General features: G+C 64.0%; 14 protein-coding genes. All 14 read left to right on the forward strand.

Annotation, left to right across the window (positions count from 1 at the left end; all coding sequences use genetic code 11):
- Window positions 1-265: 265 nt before the first annotated feature.
- The 14 genes from GXP39_05320 to GXP39_05385 all read left to right on the forward strand — a co-directional run bounded on the left by GXP39_05320 (window position 266) and on the right by GXP39_05385 (window position 13,845).
- Complete coding sequence (locus GXP39_05320) at window positions 266-1,762, forward strand: hypothetical protein (GenBank protein NOZ27459.1); 1,497 nt, start codon at window positions 266-268, stop codon at window positions 1,760-1,762.
- Window positions 1,747-2,928, forward strand: a complete 1,182-nt coding sequence (locus tag GXP39_05325) for a DUF2029 domain-containing protein (protein ID NOZ27460.1) — start codon at window positions 1,747-1,749, stop codon at window positions 2,926-2,928. Before GXP39_05320 ends, GXP39_05325 begins: the two co-directional genes overlap by 16 nt.
- A 342-nt stretch (window positions 2,929-3,270) precedes the next feature.
- On the forward strand, window positions 3,271-3,459 hold the full coding sequence (locus GXP39_05330) for a Flp family type IVb pilin (GenBank protein ID NOZ27461.1): 189 nt from the start codon (window positions 3,271-3,273) through the stop codon (window positions 3,457-3,459).
- Window positions 3,460-3,639: 180 nt separating this feature from the next.
- Window positions 3,640-4,011: a hypothetical protein gene (locus GXP39_05335; protein ID NOZ27462.1), complete on the forward strand. Its 372-nt coding sequence runs from the start codon at window positions 3,640-3,642 to the stop codon at window positions 4,009-4,011.
- Between the two features lie 86 nt (window positions 4,012-4,097).
- Window positions 4,098-4,421: a pilus assembly protein gene (locus GXP39_05340; protein NOZ27463.1), complete on the forward strand. Its 324-nt coding sequence runs from the start codon at window positions 4,098-4,100 to the stop codon at window positions 4,419-4,421.
- A 98-nt stretch (window positions 4,422-4,519) separates the two neighbouring features.
- Window positions 4,520-5,425 carry a hypothetical protein gene (locus tag GXP39_05345; GenBank protein NOZ27464.1) on the forward strand — a complete coding sequence of 302 codons (906 nt, stop codon included), beginning with the start codon at window positions 4,520-4,522 and terminating at the stop codon, window positions 5,423-5,425.
- Window positions 5,422-6,060 (forward strand): isoprenylcysteine carboxylmethyltransferase family protein, encoded by a 639-nt coding sequence (locus GXP39_05350; GenBank protein ID NOZ27465.1) that lies wholly within the window; start codon window positions 5,422-5,424, stop codon window positions 6,058-6,060. The genes GXP39_05345 and GXP39_05350 overlap by 4 nt, the downstream gene beginning before the upstream one ends.
- A 28-nt stretch (window positions 6,061-6,088) precedes the next feature.
- On the forward strand, window positions 6,089-6,904 hold the full coding sequence (gene cpaB, locus GXP39_05355; GenBank protein ID NOZ27466.1) for a Flp pilus assembly protein CpaB: 816 nt from the start codon (window positions 6,089-6,091) through the stop codon (window positions 6,902-6,904).
- Between the two features lie 87 nt (window positions 6,905-6,991).
- A complete protein-coding gene (locus GXP39_05360; protein ID NOZ27467.1) occupies window positions 6,992-8,254 on the forward strand; it encodes a MinD/ParA family protein in 1,263 nt (420 codons plus the stop codon).
- Window positions 8,255-8,282: 28 nt separating this feature from the next.
- On the forward strand, window positions 8,283-9,236 hold the full coding sequence (locus tag GXP39_05365; GenBank protein NOZ27468.1) for a secretion system protein F: 954 nt from the start codon (window positions 8,283-8,285) through the stop codon (window positions 9,234-9,236).
- A 16-nt stretch (window positions 9,237-9,252) separates the two neighbouring features.
- On the forward strand, window positions 9,253-10,182 hold the full coding sequence (locus tag GXP39_05370) for a type II secretion system F family protein (protein NOZ27469.1): 930 nt from the start codon (window positions 9,253-9,255) through the stop codon (window positions 10,180-10,182).
- A gap of 22 nt (window positions 10,183-10,204) precedes the next feature.
- Complete coding sequence (locus tag GXP39_05375; GenBank protein NOZ27470.1) at window positions 10,205-12,052, forward strand: tetratricopeptide repeat protein; 1,848 nt, start codon at window positions 10,205-10,207, stop codon at window positions 12,050-12,052.
- Between the two features lie 19 nt (window positions 12,053-12,071).
- Window positions 12,072-13,478, forward strand: a complete 1,407-nt coding sequence (locus GXP39_05380) for a CpaF family protein (GenBank protein ID NOZ27471.1) — start codon at window positions 12,072-12,074, stop codon at window positions 13,476-13,478.
- Between the two features lie 4 nt (window positions 13,479-13,482).
- On the forward strand, window positions 13,483-13,845 hold the full coding sequence (locus GXP39_05385) for a DUF192 domain-containing protein (GenBank protein NOZ27472.1): 363 nt from the start codon (window positions 13,483-13,485) through the stop codon (window positions 13,843-13,845).
- Window positions 13,846-14,018 lie beyond the last annotated feature (173 nt).

The raw sequence follows: 14,018 nt of genomic DNA on the forward strand, positions 1-14,018 counted from the left end.
GAAGGGGGTTTGGGGGATGAGGGCCGTTTTCCCTCGGTCGATGATCAGGGGAATGTCTTGCGTCGGGCGACACGCAGGGTGTTCCTACCACTCCGATTTCCATCACCGACTTTGAAAAAGCCCTGAACCAGGACAGCCATCACCAGAGCCCCGTCGCGTCGTCATGAGAGAAAGAGGGCAACCGCATGACCCATTGCTCCGGTTCTCTCCGCATGCTATATAGGGAGAAGCCCTGGAGCGAATTCCATAGGACCCTGGAGAAGGGATGAGAGAAATCCGCCTTCCAGAACACAACCCGATCACCCTGACCCATGTGTGGTACGCACTGCCCGGCCTCATCCTGCTCGCGGCGATCTGGGGATCCGGCCAGATCGCCCCCAACGATTTCTGGTGGCATATCCGCACGGGAGAGGTGATCCTGTCCACCCGACATATCCCCCGGGTGGACCTCTACACGTTTACGCACCCGGGCGAGCCCTGGATCTATCAGGCGTGGCTCATGCAGATCGGCCTGTACCTGATCTATCGGGCCGGTGGAGCGCCCCTGTCGCTCTTCGTCCACGCCCTGCTCATCGTCGGCGGGTACCTGCTCCTACAGCGAGGCCTGCTCCGGATCACCCGGGGGAACGTCCGGCTGTCCGCCGTCCTGACGATCCTGGCCGCCGTGTTGGGCATGGAGAACTGGGCCGTCCGCCCACAGGGGATCTCCTTCCTTCTATTTGGTTGGACGCTGTTTTTGCTCATCGGTTACCAGCACGGCCGCAAGGCCGCCCTCTGGCTGCTTCCTCCGACCTTCCTCCTCTGGGTGAACGCACACGGCGGCTTCATCTTCGGTCTGGCGCTGGTGGGCAGCTTCGTCCTCGGCGAGCTCTGGGACGCCTGGCGTCAGAGGCAGCCCCTGCCGCTTCGTGAGGTCGCCCTTCCCGGGGCGACGGCGCTCGCCGCCCTGGCGCTCAACCCGGTCGGCCCGCTGGGCATCGCCCGGTACGTCCTCAGCTTCGTGCAACACCGCGGCACACGCACGCTGAACCTGGAGTTCCAGCCGCTCACCATCCGAACGCTCTCGGGCGCCCTGTTCGTGACCCTCGTCATCCTCCTGATGGCCATCCTGCTGCGCCGCCGATATCGCCCCAGCACCTTTGAGACGTTGGCCCTGCTGGGGTTCGGGCTCCTGGCGCTGTGGGCGATCCGAAATCCGCCCTGGTTCGGGCTCGTGGCTGCGCTGGTGGCGGCACGGGCGCTGGCCATGACGCCGGGCCAACGGAAGGTCCCGCGCCCCCGCCGTCGAGCCGACGCGATCCTCCTGCTCACCCTGATCGCGTTGGACATCATCTGCCTGCCATGGTTCCGCAGCGCGTTTCCGCAATGGAGGGAACGCCGCGGTGTGATCATGCGGGACACCCCCATCGCCGCCACCGCCTACGCGTGCGAACACCTCCCCGCGGACGCCCGCATCTTCAACGAGATGGGCTACGGCAGCTACATCATCTGGGGATGTCCTCGCCTGCCGGTCTTCATCGACACCCGGGTGGAGCTGTATCCACTGGAGGAGTGGCAGGACTACCTGGCCATCAGCATCGCCCGGTACGACTGGCAACGGCTGCTGGACCGATATGGGATTACGCACCTATTGCTGAGCGCCGGGAACCAACCGTATCTTATCGAGGCGGCCTCCGAATCCCCCTGCTGGAAGGAGCTCTACCGGGATGAGATCAGCGCCATCTTCGAGCGAGTAGGAGAGGGCATATGCCCAAAGCCTTGACCGTGCCAAGACGCTCCCTGGTGCGCCTCGGGCTTGCCCTGACGCTGGCGGCATTGGCCTGGGAGCTCTGGCGTTGGGCGGGACAGGGGTTCACCTTCCACATCGACGATTTCGTCGAGTACTGGGCGGCCGGCCGGCTGTTCCTGTCCGGCGGCAACCCCTACGACCCGCCGAGCCTCCTCCGGGTACAGCGATCGGTCGGATGGGCGGATCCCCAGCCGCTCATGATGTGGAATCCCCCCTGGACGCTGGCGCTGGTGATCCCGTTCAGCCTGCTCCCCTACACCCTGGGGCGCATCGCCTGGTTCATCTCACAGACGGGGTTCCTGCTGCTCAGCGGCGGCCTGTTATGGCGGATCTACCAACCTCATGACCGGCGCGTGTGGCCCGGGCTGGTGCTCAGCATGATCTTCGTGCCCTCCCTGTTCGCGATCCGCATGGGGCAGATCGCCCCATTCCTGCTGGCGGGTTGGGTGGGCTTTCTATGGTTCCAGCGCCAACGGCGCGACGTGCTGGCCGGAGCCTGTCTGGCGCTCCCGGCCGCCAAGCCCCACCTGCTCTACCTATTCTGGATCCTCCTCCTCCTGTGGGTATGGCAGAACCGGCGATGGAAGATCCTGGCCGGCCTGGCGGCAACCCTCATGCTGACGACCGGGCTGCTGATGGCCCGATCCCCCGCCCTGCCGGCGCAATACCTGGCCACCTTCACCCAGGAGCCGCCGCTGTACTGGGCGACGCCCACCATCGGGGCCATTCTGCGGCTCATCTTCGGGATCGACCGGTCCTGGCTGCAGTTCCTGCCGCCGGCCCTGGGGGCCCTACTGGGCCTGTTCCTCATGCGGCGATGGGGGAGCGGATGGACCTGGGAGGACAGAGGGCCACTTATCCTACTCCTGTCCGTGAGCACGGCCGCCTTTGGATGGTCCCTGGATCAGCCGATCCTGCTCCCGGCGATCATCCTCTCCTTCGCTCGCGCGTGGCGAACGCCGCAGAGTCGAACGATCTGGCTGGTCGCCTTCGGGATAGTGGAGATCCTGGCTCTGAGCTTCAACCTGCTCAGCATCTCGGACATCTGGTATGTATGGCTCGCGCCGGCGTGGCTATGCGTGTATCTCCTCTCCACGCGAGTCGCGCCCCATCCTGAGCCCTCCTCCCCGCACACCTGACGCCGAACGCCGCCGCTGACGTCTCCGCGACGTTCCATCATTCTTATAGAAGCCCCCCGCCAACCGGGCGCAACCAACAGCCCCCCTCGATCCCAGAAGCCCCATATATGGGCGATGACGCGAGAAAAGGACGATATAGCTCCCCAGTTCCCGGCGGGAGCGAGGAACTGGACTCCAGTACCATTGAATGTTCCCCCCTATCTGGCATATACTCAGGGTGCAACAAGAGGGGCGTATCAAGATCACCTAGGCAACCGCCCCGGAGGCCTAAGCAGTGAGCTTGAACCCATACACTACTGACTTCATGGAGTCATAACCATCATATGGATGAGGAGGGTGAAAATGCGTAATTGGACCGATGTGATCCACTGGCTGAAGCTGTGGCTGGGTGCACTGGATGATGAGAGCGGCCAGGACCTGGCTGAGTACGGACTCATCATCGCCTTGATCGCGGTCGTCGCCATCGGCGCTTTGACAGTGCTCGGCAACAGCATCACGGGCGTGTTCAGCACCATTGCAGCTTCCCTATAACGGCCGTTCTGGCCAGAGGGTTCTTGCATAACGCACGAAGTAGGAAAACGGGCCGGGGCATCGTACCCAGGCGGCGGGGTTGCCTTTAAGCGACCTGAGTTTGGGACAATCAGAGATAGAACAAGTGCAGGGGGGTCCTGGGAGCACACCCGGGGCCCCCTTGCCACGAGGGCAGCTTTTATGGGGCGTCGGCAGAGGGGTCAAAACCTGGTTGAACTGGCACTGCTATTACCATTGCTTGTGGCCATCACCGCCCTCGTGCTGGACGCCGGACGCGGGCTACAGGCATACATGGTGCTCATCAACGCGTCTCGCGAGGCAGTGCGATACGCGTCGTCCAATCCCACCGACACCGCCGGGATCACGGACATCGCCCTGGCGGAGATTCAACGGGGTGGGTTGTCCACGGCCAACGCGAGCGTCAGCGTCTCGGGCTCCACGCCCGGGAGCCCGGTCCAGGTCACGGTCACTTACCAAATGCCGCTCGTATTCAATGTACTGGGCACATCACAGCTCACGATCCAGGCAAGCTCGGAAGCTGTGGTTTACTGACGATGACCAGATCATCGCAACTCCAAAAGAGGCATCAGGACGCAGGCACGGGGCAAAGCCTCGTCGAGTTTGCCACGAGCCTGTTCGTGCTGATGGTCTTTATCCTGATCGTGTTCGACTTCGGCCGTGGCATCTACGCGTATACCGTGCTCTCGGCAGCCGCGCAAAGCGGCGCACGATACGCGATCACCAATCCCAGCGACACGGTCGGGATTCAGAACACCGTCACCAGCAACGCCATCGGCCTGGACCCCGCCCAACTCACGACGACGGTGTCCCAGCCGGACTCGAACACAGTCGTCGTCACCGTGACGTATGACTTCACCGTGATCACGCCCATACTCGCGCAGATCATAGGGAATAACGGGACGCTGAACTTACAGACCTCGGCAGCCATGCGGCTGTATTGAACGAGTGATCAACGGCGGGTGACACTTGCTTTCGCCCGCACATGAGCCCAACGGGCGCCTCTGAAGAAAGGCCTGCCGAGAGGGCGAGGTGAGAAACCATGTACCGAAGATTATGGCGGCACATGCGAGGAGAAGAGGGTCAATCCCTGGTGGTCATCGCGCTGGCCATGGTCGCGCTGCTCGGAATGGCATCGCTGGCCATTGACGGCGGCTACGCCTACGCCCAACACCGGCGCATGCAGAACGCGGCCGACCTGGCCGCTCTGGCGGGCGCCCGAGCATTGGGCATGGGGCGCACCGCCAGCGAGATCGACCAGGAGATCAACTACTACGCTCAGGCCAACGGCGCGAGCAGCGTCTCTTACTACTTCATCGACGCGAACGGGCAACCGGTCGCGACACCGGACCAGGCGAGAGGGGTTCACGTCAACACGCAGACCACGTTCAACACCTTCCTGGCCGCCGTCGTCGGGATCAATCAATTGAGCGCCTCAGCGGAAAGCGAGGCCGAGCTGTACGGCCTGGGCGGCGCGTCGAATCTCCTGCCCATCGCCGTGCACGAGGACAATTTCCAGTATCTCCAGGTCTACGAGCTATGGGATGACAACCACGAGGCGCCGGGCGCCTTTGGATGGATCGACTGGGACGGCGGAGGCGGCGGCCTCCACGAGCTGGCCGACAACATCGCCAACCCCAGCAACAGCGGATACTGGCGGGTGGGCGATCTAGTCCCGGCCGAACCCGGCGTCAAGGCGGGTGCCCCCGTCCGAAACGCGCTCAATCTATGGAAAAACCGGAACATCACCCTGATCATCTATAACCAGGTCACCGGGCAGGGCTCGAACACGCGCTACACCATCTCCGGGTTCGGCGAGTTCGTCCTGACGGACTACCGGTTCCAGGGGCCCAACAAGCGCATCTGGGGATACTTCATCCGTCGCGTGACCGCCGGTGAACCGGGCGGGCCGGAATTCGGCCTCCAGGGAGTACGACTGAGAGAATGAACACTGCACAGAAGCCCATCGAGGCATCAGGCAACGCCAAGATTCACCGCCGGCCCCTGCGAGAGTGGGCCATCAATATCACAGCCGCCCTGTTCTGGGCGTTCTACGCGGCGGTGTTCCTGAAAAAGGCGCTGGCCACGCGCGATTTCATGAGCCTGGGGCTGTGGCTCTACTACTCGCTGGTCGTATGGCTGTTCATCACGCGGGCGCCGGCTAAGCGAAGCGCCCCCTGGCCCATCACCCTGGTCGCGCTCTGCAGCATGGCGCTGCCGGTGGTTGGGCTCTCGCAGGCCCCCAGGGGACATCTCCTGCCGGGGATTCTGGTGCAGGGGGTGGCTTTGGTGGGTATGTTCATCGCCACCGCCTCGCTGGGGCGGAGCTTCGCCATCGCCCCCGCCGACCGGGGGCTGCGCACCACCGGTCCCTACCGGTGGGTCCGGCACCCCCTGTACGCGAGCGAATTGTTGTTCTACGTCGGCTATCTATTGGCGAACTGGTCATGGCGAAACGCCTTCATCCTTGGCGTTGCCGTCATGCTGATCCTGTTTCGCATTTATCACGAGGAGCGCCTGATCACGGGCTACGACCGATATACCCATCAGGTGCGTTGGCGTCTGATCCCGTGGGTTTGGTAACTCGGAAGAAGTGGATTGGGAGGGCTTCATGCAACGGAAACGCGGAATGATCTGGCTGATCACGGGGCTGCTGTTCGCCTTGCTGGCGGGCATACTGACCTTTCGTATCCTGGCGCAGGCCACGGAAGCGGCCAGCGAGGTACAGGAAGTCCATCTGAGCCCCGTCGTGGTGGCCCTTCAGGACATTCCATTGCGCACGGTGATCGAGGAAAGCCAGGTCTCGGTGAAGCAGATCCCCACGGAGCTGGTGCCCGAAGGCGCGGCCACCTCCATCTCGGACGTCGTCGGCAAGATCCCGAAACAGAACATCGCCGCCGGGGAGGTCCTGCTCATGCAGCGGCTGGTGGAGCCAACCGTGAAGGGAAAGGACATCGCCTTCACGATGCCGGAGGACAAGGTGGTCATCGCGTTGCCCGCGTCCGACCTGATGAGCCGCGTCGGGTTCCTGAAGCCCGGGGATCGAGTGGATCTCCTGTTCACCCTCCCCGTCCCTGACACGGCCGGGGAACGGCTGTACACCCTGGACGCCATCCAGAACCTGGAGATCGTGGGCATGGCGATGCCGCCACTCCTGAGCAAGCAGAGCAGCGGAGACGCCCAGCCGCAGATGGCGTTAGCAAACGAGGGAGTTCTCTTCTTCGCCGTCAGCGCCCAGGACGCGCTGACCATCAAGTTCCTCAAGGACTCCGGCGCCATCATGGACATCGCGCTGCGGGCTCCTACCAGCGAGCAGCTGCTGGAGGCGGAGACCGTCGATCTACCTTACATCTTCGATCGATACCAGTTCTCGCAGTCGCCAGTGGCGACGCCGGAGTTGGAAGCGTCGACGGGGACGGGAGAGTGATCCCCCTGAGTCGGGATCGCACAAAAGGAATGAAGAAGGCCCCCCGGTGGCCATTCCACACATGATAGGAAAGAGAGCATAAGAGGCATGGACGAGATGAACGAGCAGCCCATCCGCACCCTGATCGTCAGCGCTGACCAAGGGCTTGTCGAGCAGATCCTGAAGGCTCTGGCCCTGCAGGATGACTTCACCATCACCGGGGTCGTGCAGAACCTGGAGGATGCGATCGCCCACGTTCAAGAGGTGACCCCGGACATCATCCTGGTAGGCGAGAGCCTGGAGGGGGAAGAGGAGCGCCTGCGCCGTCTGGCCATCCAGGCGCCCTTCGCCTCCGTGATCGCGCTATGCCCCCGAGAGGACATCCTCTGCGCGCAGAGGGCCCTGCTCGCGGGCGCCCGTGCCTTCGCGCCCACGCCCTTCAGCGACGAGGAGCTATGCACCGTCCTCCGGGAGGTGTACACGGTAGAGGCGGAGCGACGCAGGAAGCTGGGACAGGCCCCGGTACAACCGACACAGACGTCGGAGACAGGCGAACAAGACAAAGTCTTCGCCCTGCTCAGCCCCAAGGGAGGGGCCGGACGCTCGGTGATCGCGGCCAACCTCGCCATTCTGCTCCGCCAGGAGACGGACAAAGAGGTGCTGTTGATCGAGGCCCACCAATCCGTGGGCGATCTCGACACCATGCTGAACCTCGTGCCAACGTCGACCCTGGCCGACCTGGGGCCGGACACTCGCGACGTGGATGAGGATCTGCTGAGATCGATCTTGATCCAGCACGCCAGCGGCATCCAGGTCCTCCTGACCCCCAGCAAAAACGATGATCACCGACTCCCCGACCCGTCCGGGTTCGGGCGAATCCTCCAGCTGGCCAAGGAGACCTTCGACTACGTCGTCATCGACACCGGCCCCCTCACGGATCCGTACACCGGCGTCGTCCTGCAGCACGCCGATCGGGTTCTACTGGTGATCACGCCCGAGGTGCCGTCCCTGCACCGGGCCGCCGTCTTCCTGGAGGCGGCTCTGGAGAACGGCTTTCCACCCGACCGGATCCAACTGGTGGTGAATCGCTCCACCGCCCGGGGCGGGATCGGCCAACAGGATATCCAGGATCGTCTGCAGATCAGCGATCCGTTCCTGATCCCGGAGGACATCTCCCTGGTCACGTACTCGGTGAATCAGGGGATCCCGGTGGCGCTCAGCCACCCCAAGAGCGCCGTGACGACGTCCCTGTTCCACATGGCGCAGAAGCTGGTCAACGGCACAACCCAGCTGGCGAAAACGGGCCTCCCCGCAAAGGGGTGGAGCAAGCGCCTGCCCAAGCCGCTTCGCGGCCTGCTGAGCCACGCATGACCCGACGACGCAAGGACCCGGAGGTACGGTGACGATGTTGTTCTGGATTATCCCATTGATCATCATGTGGGCCGTGCTGGCCATATTCATCGGCGTGTACCGGATGACGGCTCCCGAGGCCAAGATCGAGTCTCGGCTTGAGTCGGTCCCGCTGGCCGCGCCCGCTCGCCCGCGCGCCCCTGCCTATCAGCAATCGCATCAGGTCTCCGGGTTCATCGCCCGGCAGCTGGCGCGCGTGGGGATCACGGACAAGATCGCCACCAGCCTGGCCCGGGCCAACCTCAAACTCACCGTCACCGAGTTCGTGCTCCTGTGCATCGGCCTGATCCTGGGCGCCTTCATCCTGGGGGCCCTGATCACCCGCCACGTGATCCCCGGCATCGCCCTGGCCATCATCGTGGCCTTCGTCCCCCGCTTCTACCTGAACCGCCGGGAGAGCCAGCGGCTGAAGGCGTTCCAGGACCAGCTTCCGGATACCCTGAACCTCCTGGTCAGCTCGCTCCAGGCCGGCTACGGCCTCCTGCACGCCATGGAGATGGTCGCGCAGGAGATGCCCGACCCGACGGCGGAGGAGTTCGGCAAGGTGGTGCGGGAGACGGCCCTGGGGTTCTCACTGCCGGAGGCCCTCACCCACCTGACCCACCGGGTCAACAGCGACGATCTGGATCTGGTCGTCACCGCCATCAGCGTCCAGCACGAGGTAGGCGGCAACCTGGCGCAGATCCTCGAATCCATCAGCGCGACGATTCGTGATCGCATCCGGATCAAAGGCGAGATCGCCGTCATGACCACGCAACAGCGCATGACCGGCTTCGTGCTCAGCGGGATGCCCTTCATCCTGGGCACCATCATCATGCTCATCAACCCGGAGTACATGATGGTCATGTTCGAGCCCCGCTGGCTGTTCATCCCCGGGTCGGCCCTGGGGATGATGGTCGTCGGGAACCTGGTGATCCGACGTATCCTGAACCAGGAATTCTAGGAGGGGGTCAACCGCTATGACGGCTACACTGCTCCTCATCAGCACGCTGGTCAGCGCGAGCGTCGCGTCCTTCTGGGCGGCTCTGCGGAGCCCCCGGAGCCAGTCTTCCATCCGGAAGCGCTTCGCGCAATACGTCGACACGCCCATGACCGCTGAGGAGATCGAGCTGCAACAGCCGCTATACGAGCGCGTGATCAAGCCGCAGTTTCACCGCCTGTTGCAGTGGCTGGGGCATCTCACCCCCACGGGGAATCTGGAGGAACTCGCCCGCCAGCTCATCATCGCGGAGCGGCCGGGCGGCCTGAGCCCCCTCGATTTCATCGGGCTGAAGATGCTGTCCGGGCTCATCGTGGGCGGCGCGACCGCCGCCTACCTCAGCGCGAGGAACATGATCCCCTCCGCGGTGATCCTCTTCGGGATCGCCGGGGTCTTGGCCGGGCAACACCTGCCCAATATGTGGCTCAAGAGCCGCATCAAGCGCCGCAGGGCCGCCATCACCAAGGCGCTGCCCGACGCTTTGGACATGCTCACCATCTGTGTGGACGCCGGGCTCGGCTTCGATGCCGCCCTGTTGAAGGTGGCCGAGAAGTGGGACAACCCGCTCAGTCGCGAGTTCGCCCGCGTGGTCAGCGAGATCCGTATGGGGGTGCGACGGGCGGAGGCCATGCGACACATGGCCGAGCGAACGGACGTCCCGGAAGTCCATGCCTTCGTCGCCGTGCTCATCCAGGCCGACCGGCTCGGGGTCAGCATCGCGGACATCCTGCACGCCCAATCGGACCAGCTCCGTATGCGCCGACGCCAATGGGCGGAGGAGCAGGCACGCAAGGCCCCTATCAAGATGCTGTTCCCCCTGATCCTGTTCATCTTCCCGGCCTTATTCACCGTGATCCTGGGGCCCGCCGTGCCGCGATTCATCGATGTCTTTGCCAGTATGAAGAGATAGTTTGTAAGAAGCGAGGAGCCCCATGACGACGTACGCGATCGGTCAACCCATTCGGCCGGAACTTGACGAGGATTACCAGAAGGCCCTTCAGCACCTGCAATCCGGCCAGTGGAGCCAGGCCATTCAGATCCTGAAGAAGCTCCAGGAGCGCTATCCGCAACATCGGGAGCTGCAGGATCTGCTGGAACACGCGCAACTGAAGGCCAAGCTGGAACAGGAACACCCCACCCCAAAGCGCTTCCTTATCCCTCCCTGGCTCCAATCGTGGTGGCGCAGAGGGGCCGTCGCGATCCTGGCGTTGATCGCCGTGCTCATCACGGTTCAGGTATACACCCGGGTCATCGTGCCCATGCAAGCGCAGCAGGCGCAGGTCGTCGAGTACACGCGCCTGTTGGAGGAAGGACAGCAGGCACTGGCCATCGGGGCATATGAGCGAGCGGCGGACATCTTCCGGCGCCTGCTGGAAGAGGTCCCCGACAGCGTTCCGGCGCGCGAGGGCCTGGCCATCGCTGAGGAGCGCCTGGCGCTGCGGGACCAGTATCAGGCGGCCGTAGCGTTGCAAGAGGAAGGGAAGGTCGAAGAGGCGCTGCAAGCGTTCCGGGAGCTCCAACAGAAGTCGCCCGGCTACGCCGACGTGCCCCAGCGCATCAAGGCGCTGGAGCGCCAGCTGGAGGTGCAACGCTACTATGAGGAGGCCACCCGGGCCTATCAGGAGGGCCGGTGGGAGGAGGCCGTGGCTGCCTATGAGGCGGTACGCAATCTGGACGTCGACTTCCGACAGGAGGAGGTCACGGAGCGCCTGTTTGAGAGCTATCGGCACCTGGCCCAAGCCCTCCTGAGCCAGCCGGATGAGTCGGGGGAGAACGCGCGACAGGCGCTGGAACTGCTGAGCAAGGCGCTCAGCCTGCGCCCACGGGACGCGCAGACGTCCGCCGAGCGGGCCCTCGTATACGACTATCTCCAGGGGCGGGAGGCTGTGGAGGCCCAACGATGGGATGAGGCAGCTCGATACCTGGAGCCGATCTACGAACGCTCGCCCGATTTCATGGCCGGGGCGGTCGTCCCGCTGCTCTACCGCGTCTACCTGGAGCAGGGCAAGCAGTACGAGGCCCGCGGGGAATATCCCCAGGCCCTGGAGCGATACCGCCTGGCCAGCATGTTGCCCATAGCGGATACCAGCGAGGCGCGCCAGCGCATGAACGCGATCGCGCCGCTGGCCACTCCCAGCCCCACGCCCACGCCGACGCCGGAGCCGACGCCGACGCCGACACCCACGCCGACGCCGCTGCCGCTCAGCGCCTATCGCGGCTGGATCGCCTTTAAGACGGATCGCGATGGCGGCGTCAGCATCTACGTGATGCGTCCGGACGGCAGCGACCAGCGTCCGGTATCCGATCCGGAGACGTACGAGAAACTGGAGGAGCGGGAGGCGTACTCCCCGGACGGCACGCGACGCGTCTACAACGAGGGCGATTCGCACTCGACTCCCCTCTACATCTGGCGCTACGATGTGCCGCCGACATGGGAGCGCCGCCGACAGCTCCTGGACAACAGCTCGATCAACTACCAACCCGCCTGGTCGCCACAGGGGAATCTGATCGCCTTCGTATCCCAGGTGACCGGCAATGATGAGATCTGGGTGATCAGCGCAGATGAGCGGGAGGAGCACCCGACTCCCAAGCAGTTGACCTTTAACACCTGGGAGTGGGACAAGCATCCCACCTGGTCACCCGACAGTCAGTATATCGCCTTCTGGTCCAACCGGGAGACCGGACGGCGACAGATCTGGGTGATGCGAGCCGATGGCAGCAACCAGGTGAACATCAGTCGAAACGAGTACAACGACTGGGACCCGGTGTGGATCAAATAATCTGAAGGAGGAGTCCGCCATGGCACTGTTCTCTCGTCGCGATGGACATACACGAGATACGCATGCAACCCGGCCGGCCAGTCCGGCCATCGCCCAGAAGCCGTCTTCTACGGAAGGGGGCAGGGCCACACCGGTTGCCCCACCGCCGTTGCCGCCGGCTTACCTGGATGTGAAACGGCGCGTGCAGCAACGCTTGATCGATGAGGTCAACCCCAATACCGATCTGTCCAACGCCGAAGAGGCGCGGCAGATCATCGAACCGATCTATTCAGAGGCGTTGGTGGAAGCCAACCTGGTGCTGAACCGCAGCGAGCGTCAACGCCTCTTCGAGATGATTCTGGCGGAGATCCTGGGATACGGGCCGATCCAACCGCTCCTCGAGGACGACAGCATCACGGAGATCATGGTAAACGGCCCGAAGCACATTTATGTCGAGCGCAACGGCAAGATCCACAAGGTCCCCATCACGTTCGAGAACGACGATCACGTGCTGCGGATCATCGAGCGCATCGTCGCCCCCCTGGGGCGACGCATCGATGAGAGCTCCCCTATGGTGGACGGGCGACTGCCCGACGGCTCCCGCGTGAACGCCGTGATCCCGCCCATCTCCCTAGTGGGCCCGTGTCTCACCATTCGGAAGTTCGCCAAGATCCCCTTCACCATCGACGATCTGATCCGCAACGGGACCCTGACCGCGGAGGCGGCCAAGTTCCTGGAGGCCGCCGTCCGGGCCAAGCTCAACATCATCGTCTCCGGCGGCACCGGCTCCGGTAAGACGACCCTGCTGAACGTGCTCTCCGCCTTCATCCCCAACGACGAGCGCATCATCACCATCGAGGACTCCGCCGAGCTGCAGCTGAAACAGGAACACGTGGTACGCCTGGAGGCCCGTCCACCCAACATCGAGGGAAGAGGCCAGGTCACGATCCGGGATCTGGTCGTGAACGCCCTGCGAATGCGCCCCGACCGGATCGTGGTCGGCGAGGTGCGCGCCGGAGAGGCGCTGGACATGCTCCAGGCCATGAACACCGGCCATGACGGATCGCTCACCACGGCGCACTCCAACAGCCCGCGCGACACCTTGTCCCGTATCGAGACCATGGTGATGATGGCGGGCATGGAGCTGCCCCTCAAGGCGATCCGCCAGCAGATCGCCTCCGCCATCGACCTGATCGTCCACGCCGAGCGACTGCGGGACGGCTCCCGCCGCGTGGTGCGCATCTCCGAGGTGCTGGGCATGGAGGGGGAGATGATCCTGATGCAGGACATCTTCGAGTTCGTCGAAGAGGGCATGGACGGGGACAGGATCATCGGCCAGCTACAGCCGGTCGGCCTGCGCCCCAAGGTGATGGAGAAGATCGAACGCGCCCATATCCAGCTCGATCCGGAGATCTTCGGCGTGGATCCACGATACGTCAGGCGGTAGGCGGATGAAGATCGTCAACACGACGCGAGGGATCACGCTGGCCACCCACGCCCGGGTGGCCGACAATTTCTGGACGCGCGGCCGCGGGCTGATCGGCACGCGGCCGCTTCAGCCGGGCGAGGCGCTCATCATCCGGCCGTGTAAGGGGATCCATACCTGGTTCATGTCCTATCCCATCGACGTCATCTACGTGGACGGACAGGATCAGGTGCTGGACCTCGATCCGGCGGTTCCCCCCTGGCGCCTGGGGCGGCCACGTCGCCGGGCCCGCTACGTGATCGAGCTCCCGGCCAGCACGATCCAGCGCACGGGCACGCAGGTCGGCGACCAGCTGGAGATCGTGGACGAAGCCGAAGCCCAAGGCTAGCCACCGGCCCCCGCCCCTCAGGGCTTTTTCAAAGTCAGTGATGGAAATCGGGGTGGTAGGAACGCCCCGCGTGTCGCCCGATGCAAGACATTCCCCTGATCATCGACCGAGGGAAAACGGCCCTCATCCCCCAAACCCCCTTCTCCCAAGCCCGGGAGAAGGGGGCTCAACGG

The organism is Chloroflexota bacterium (genome assembly GCA_013152435.1).
Taxonomy (GTDB): domain Bacteria; phylum Chloroflexota; class Anaerolineae; order DUEN01; family DUEN01; genus DUEN01.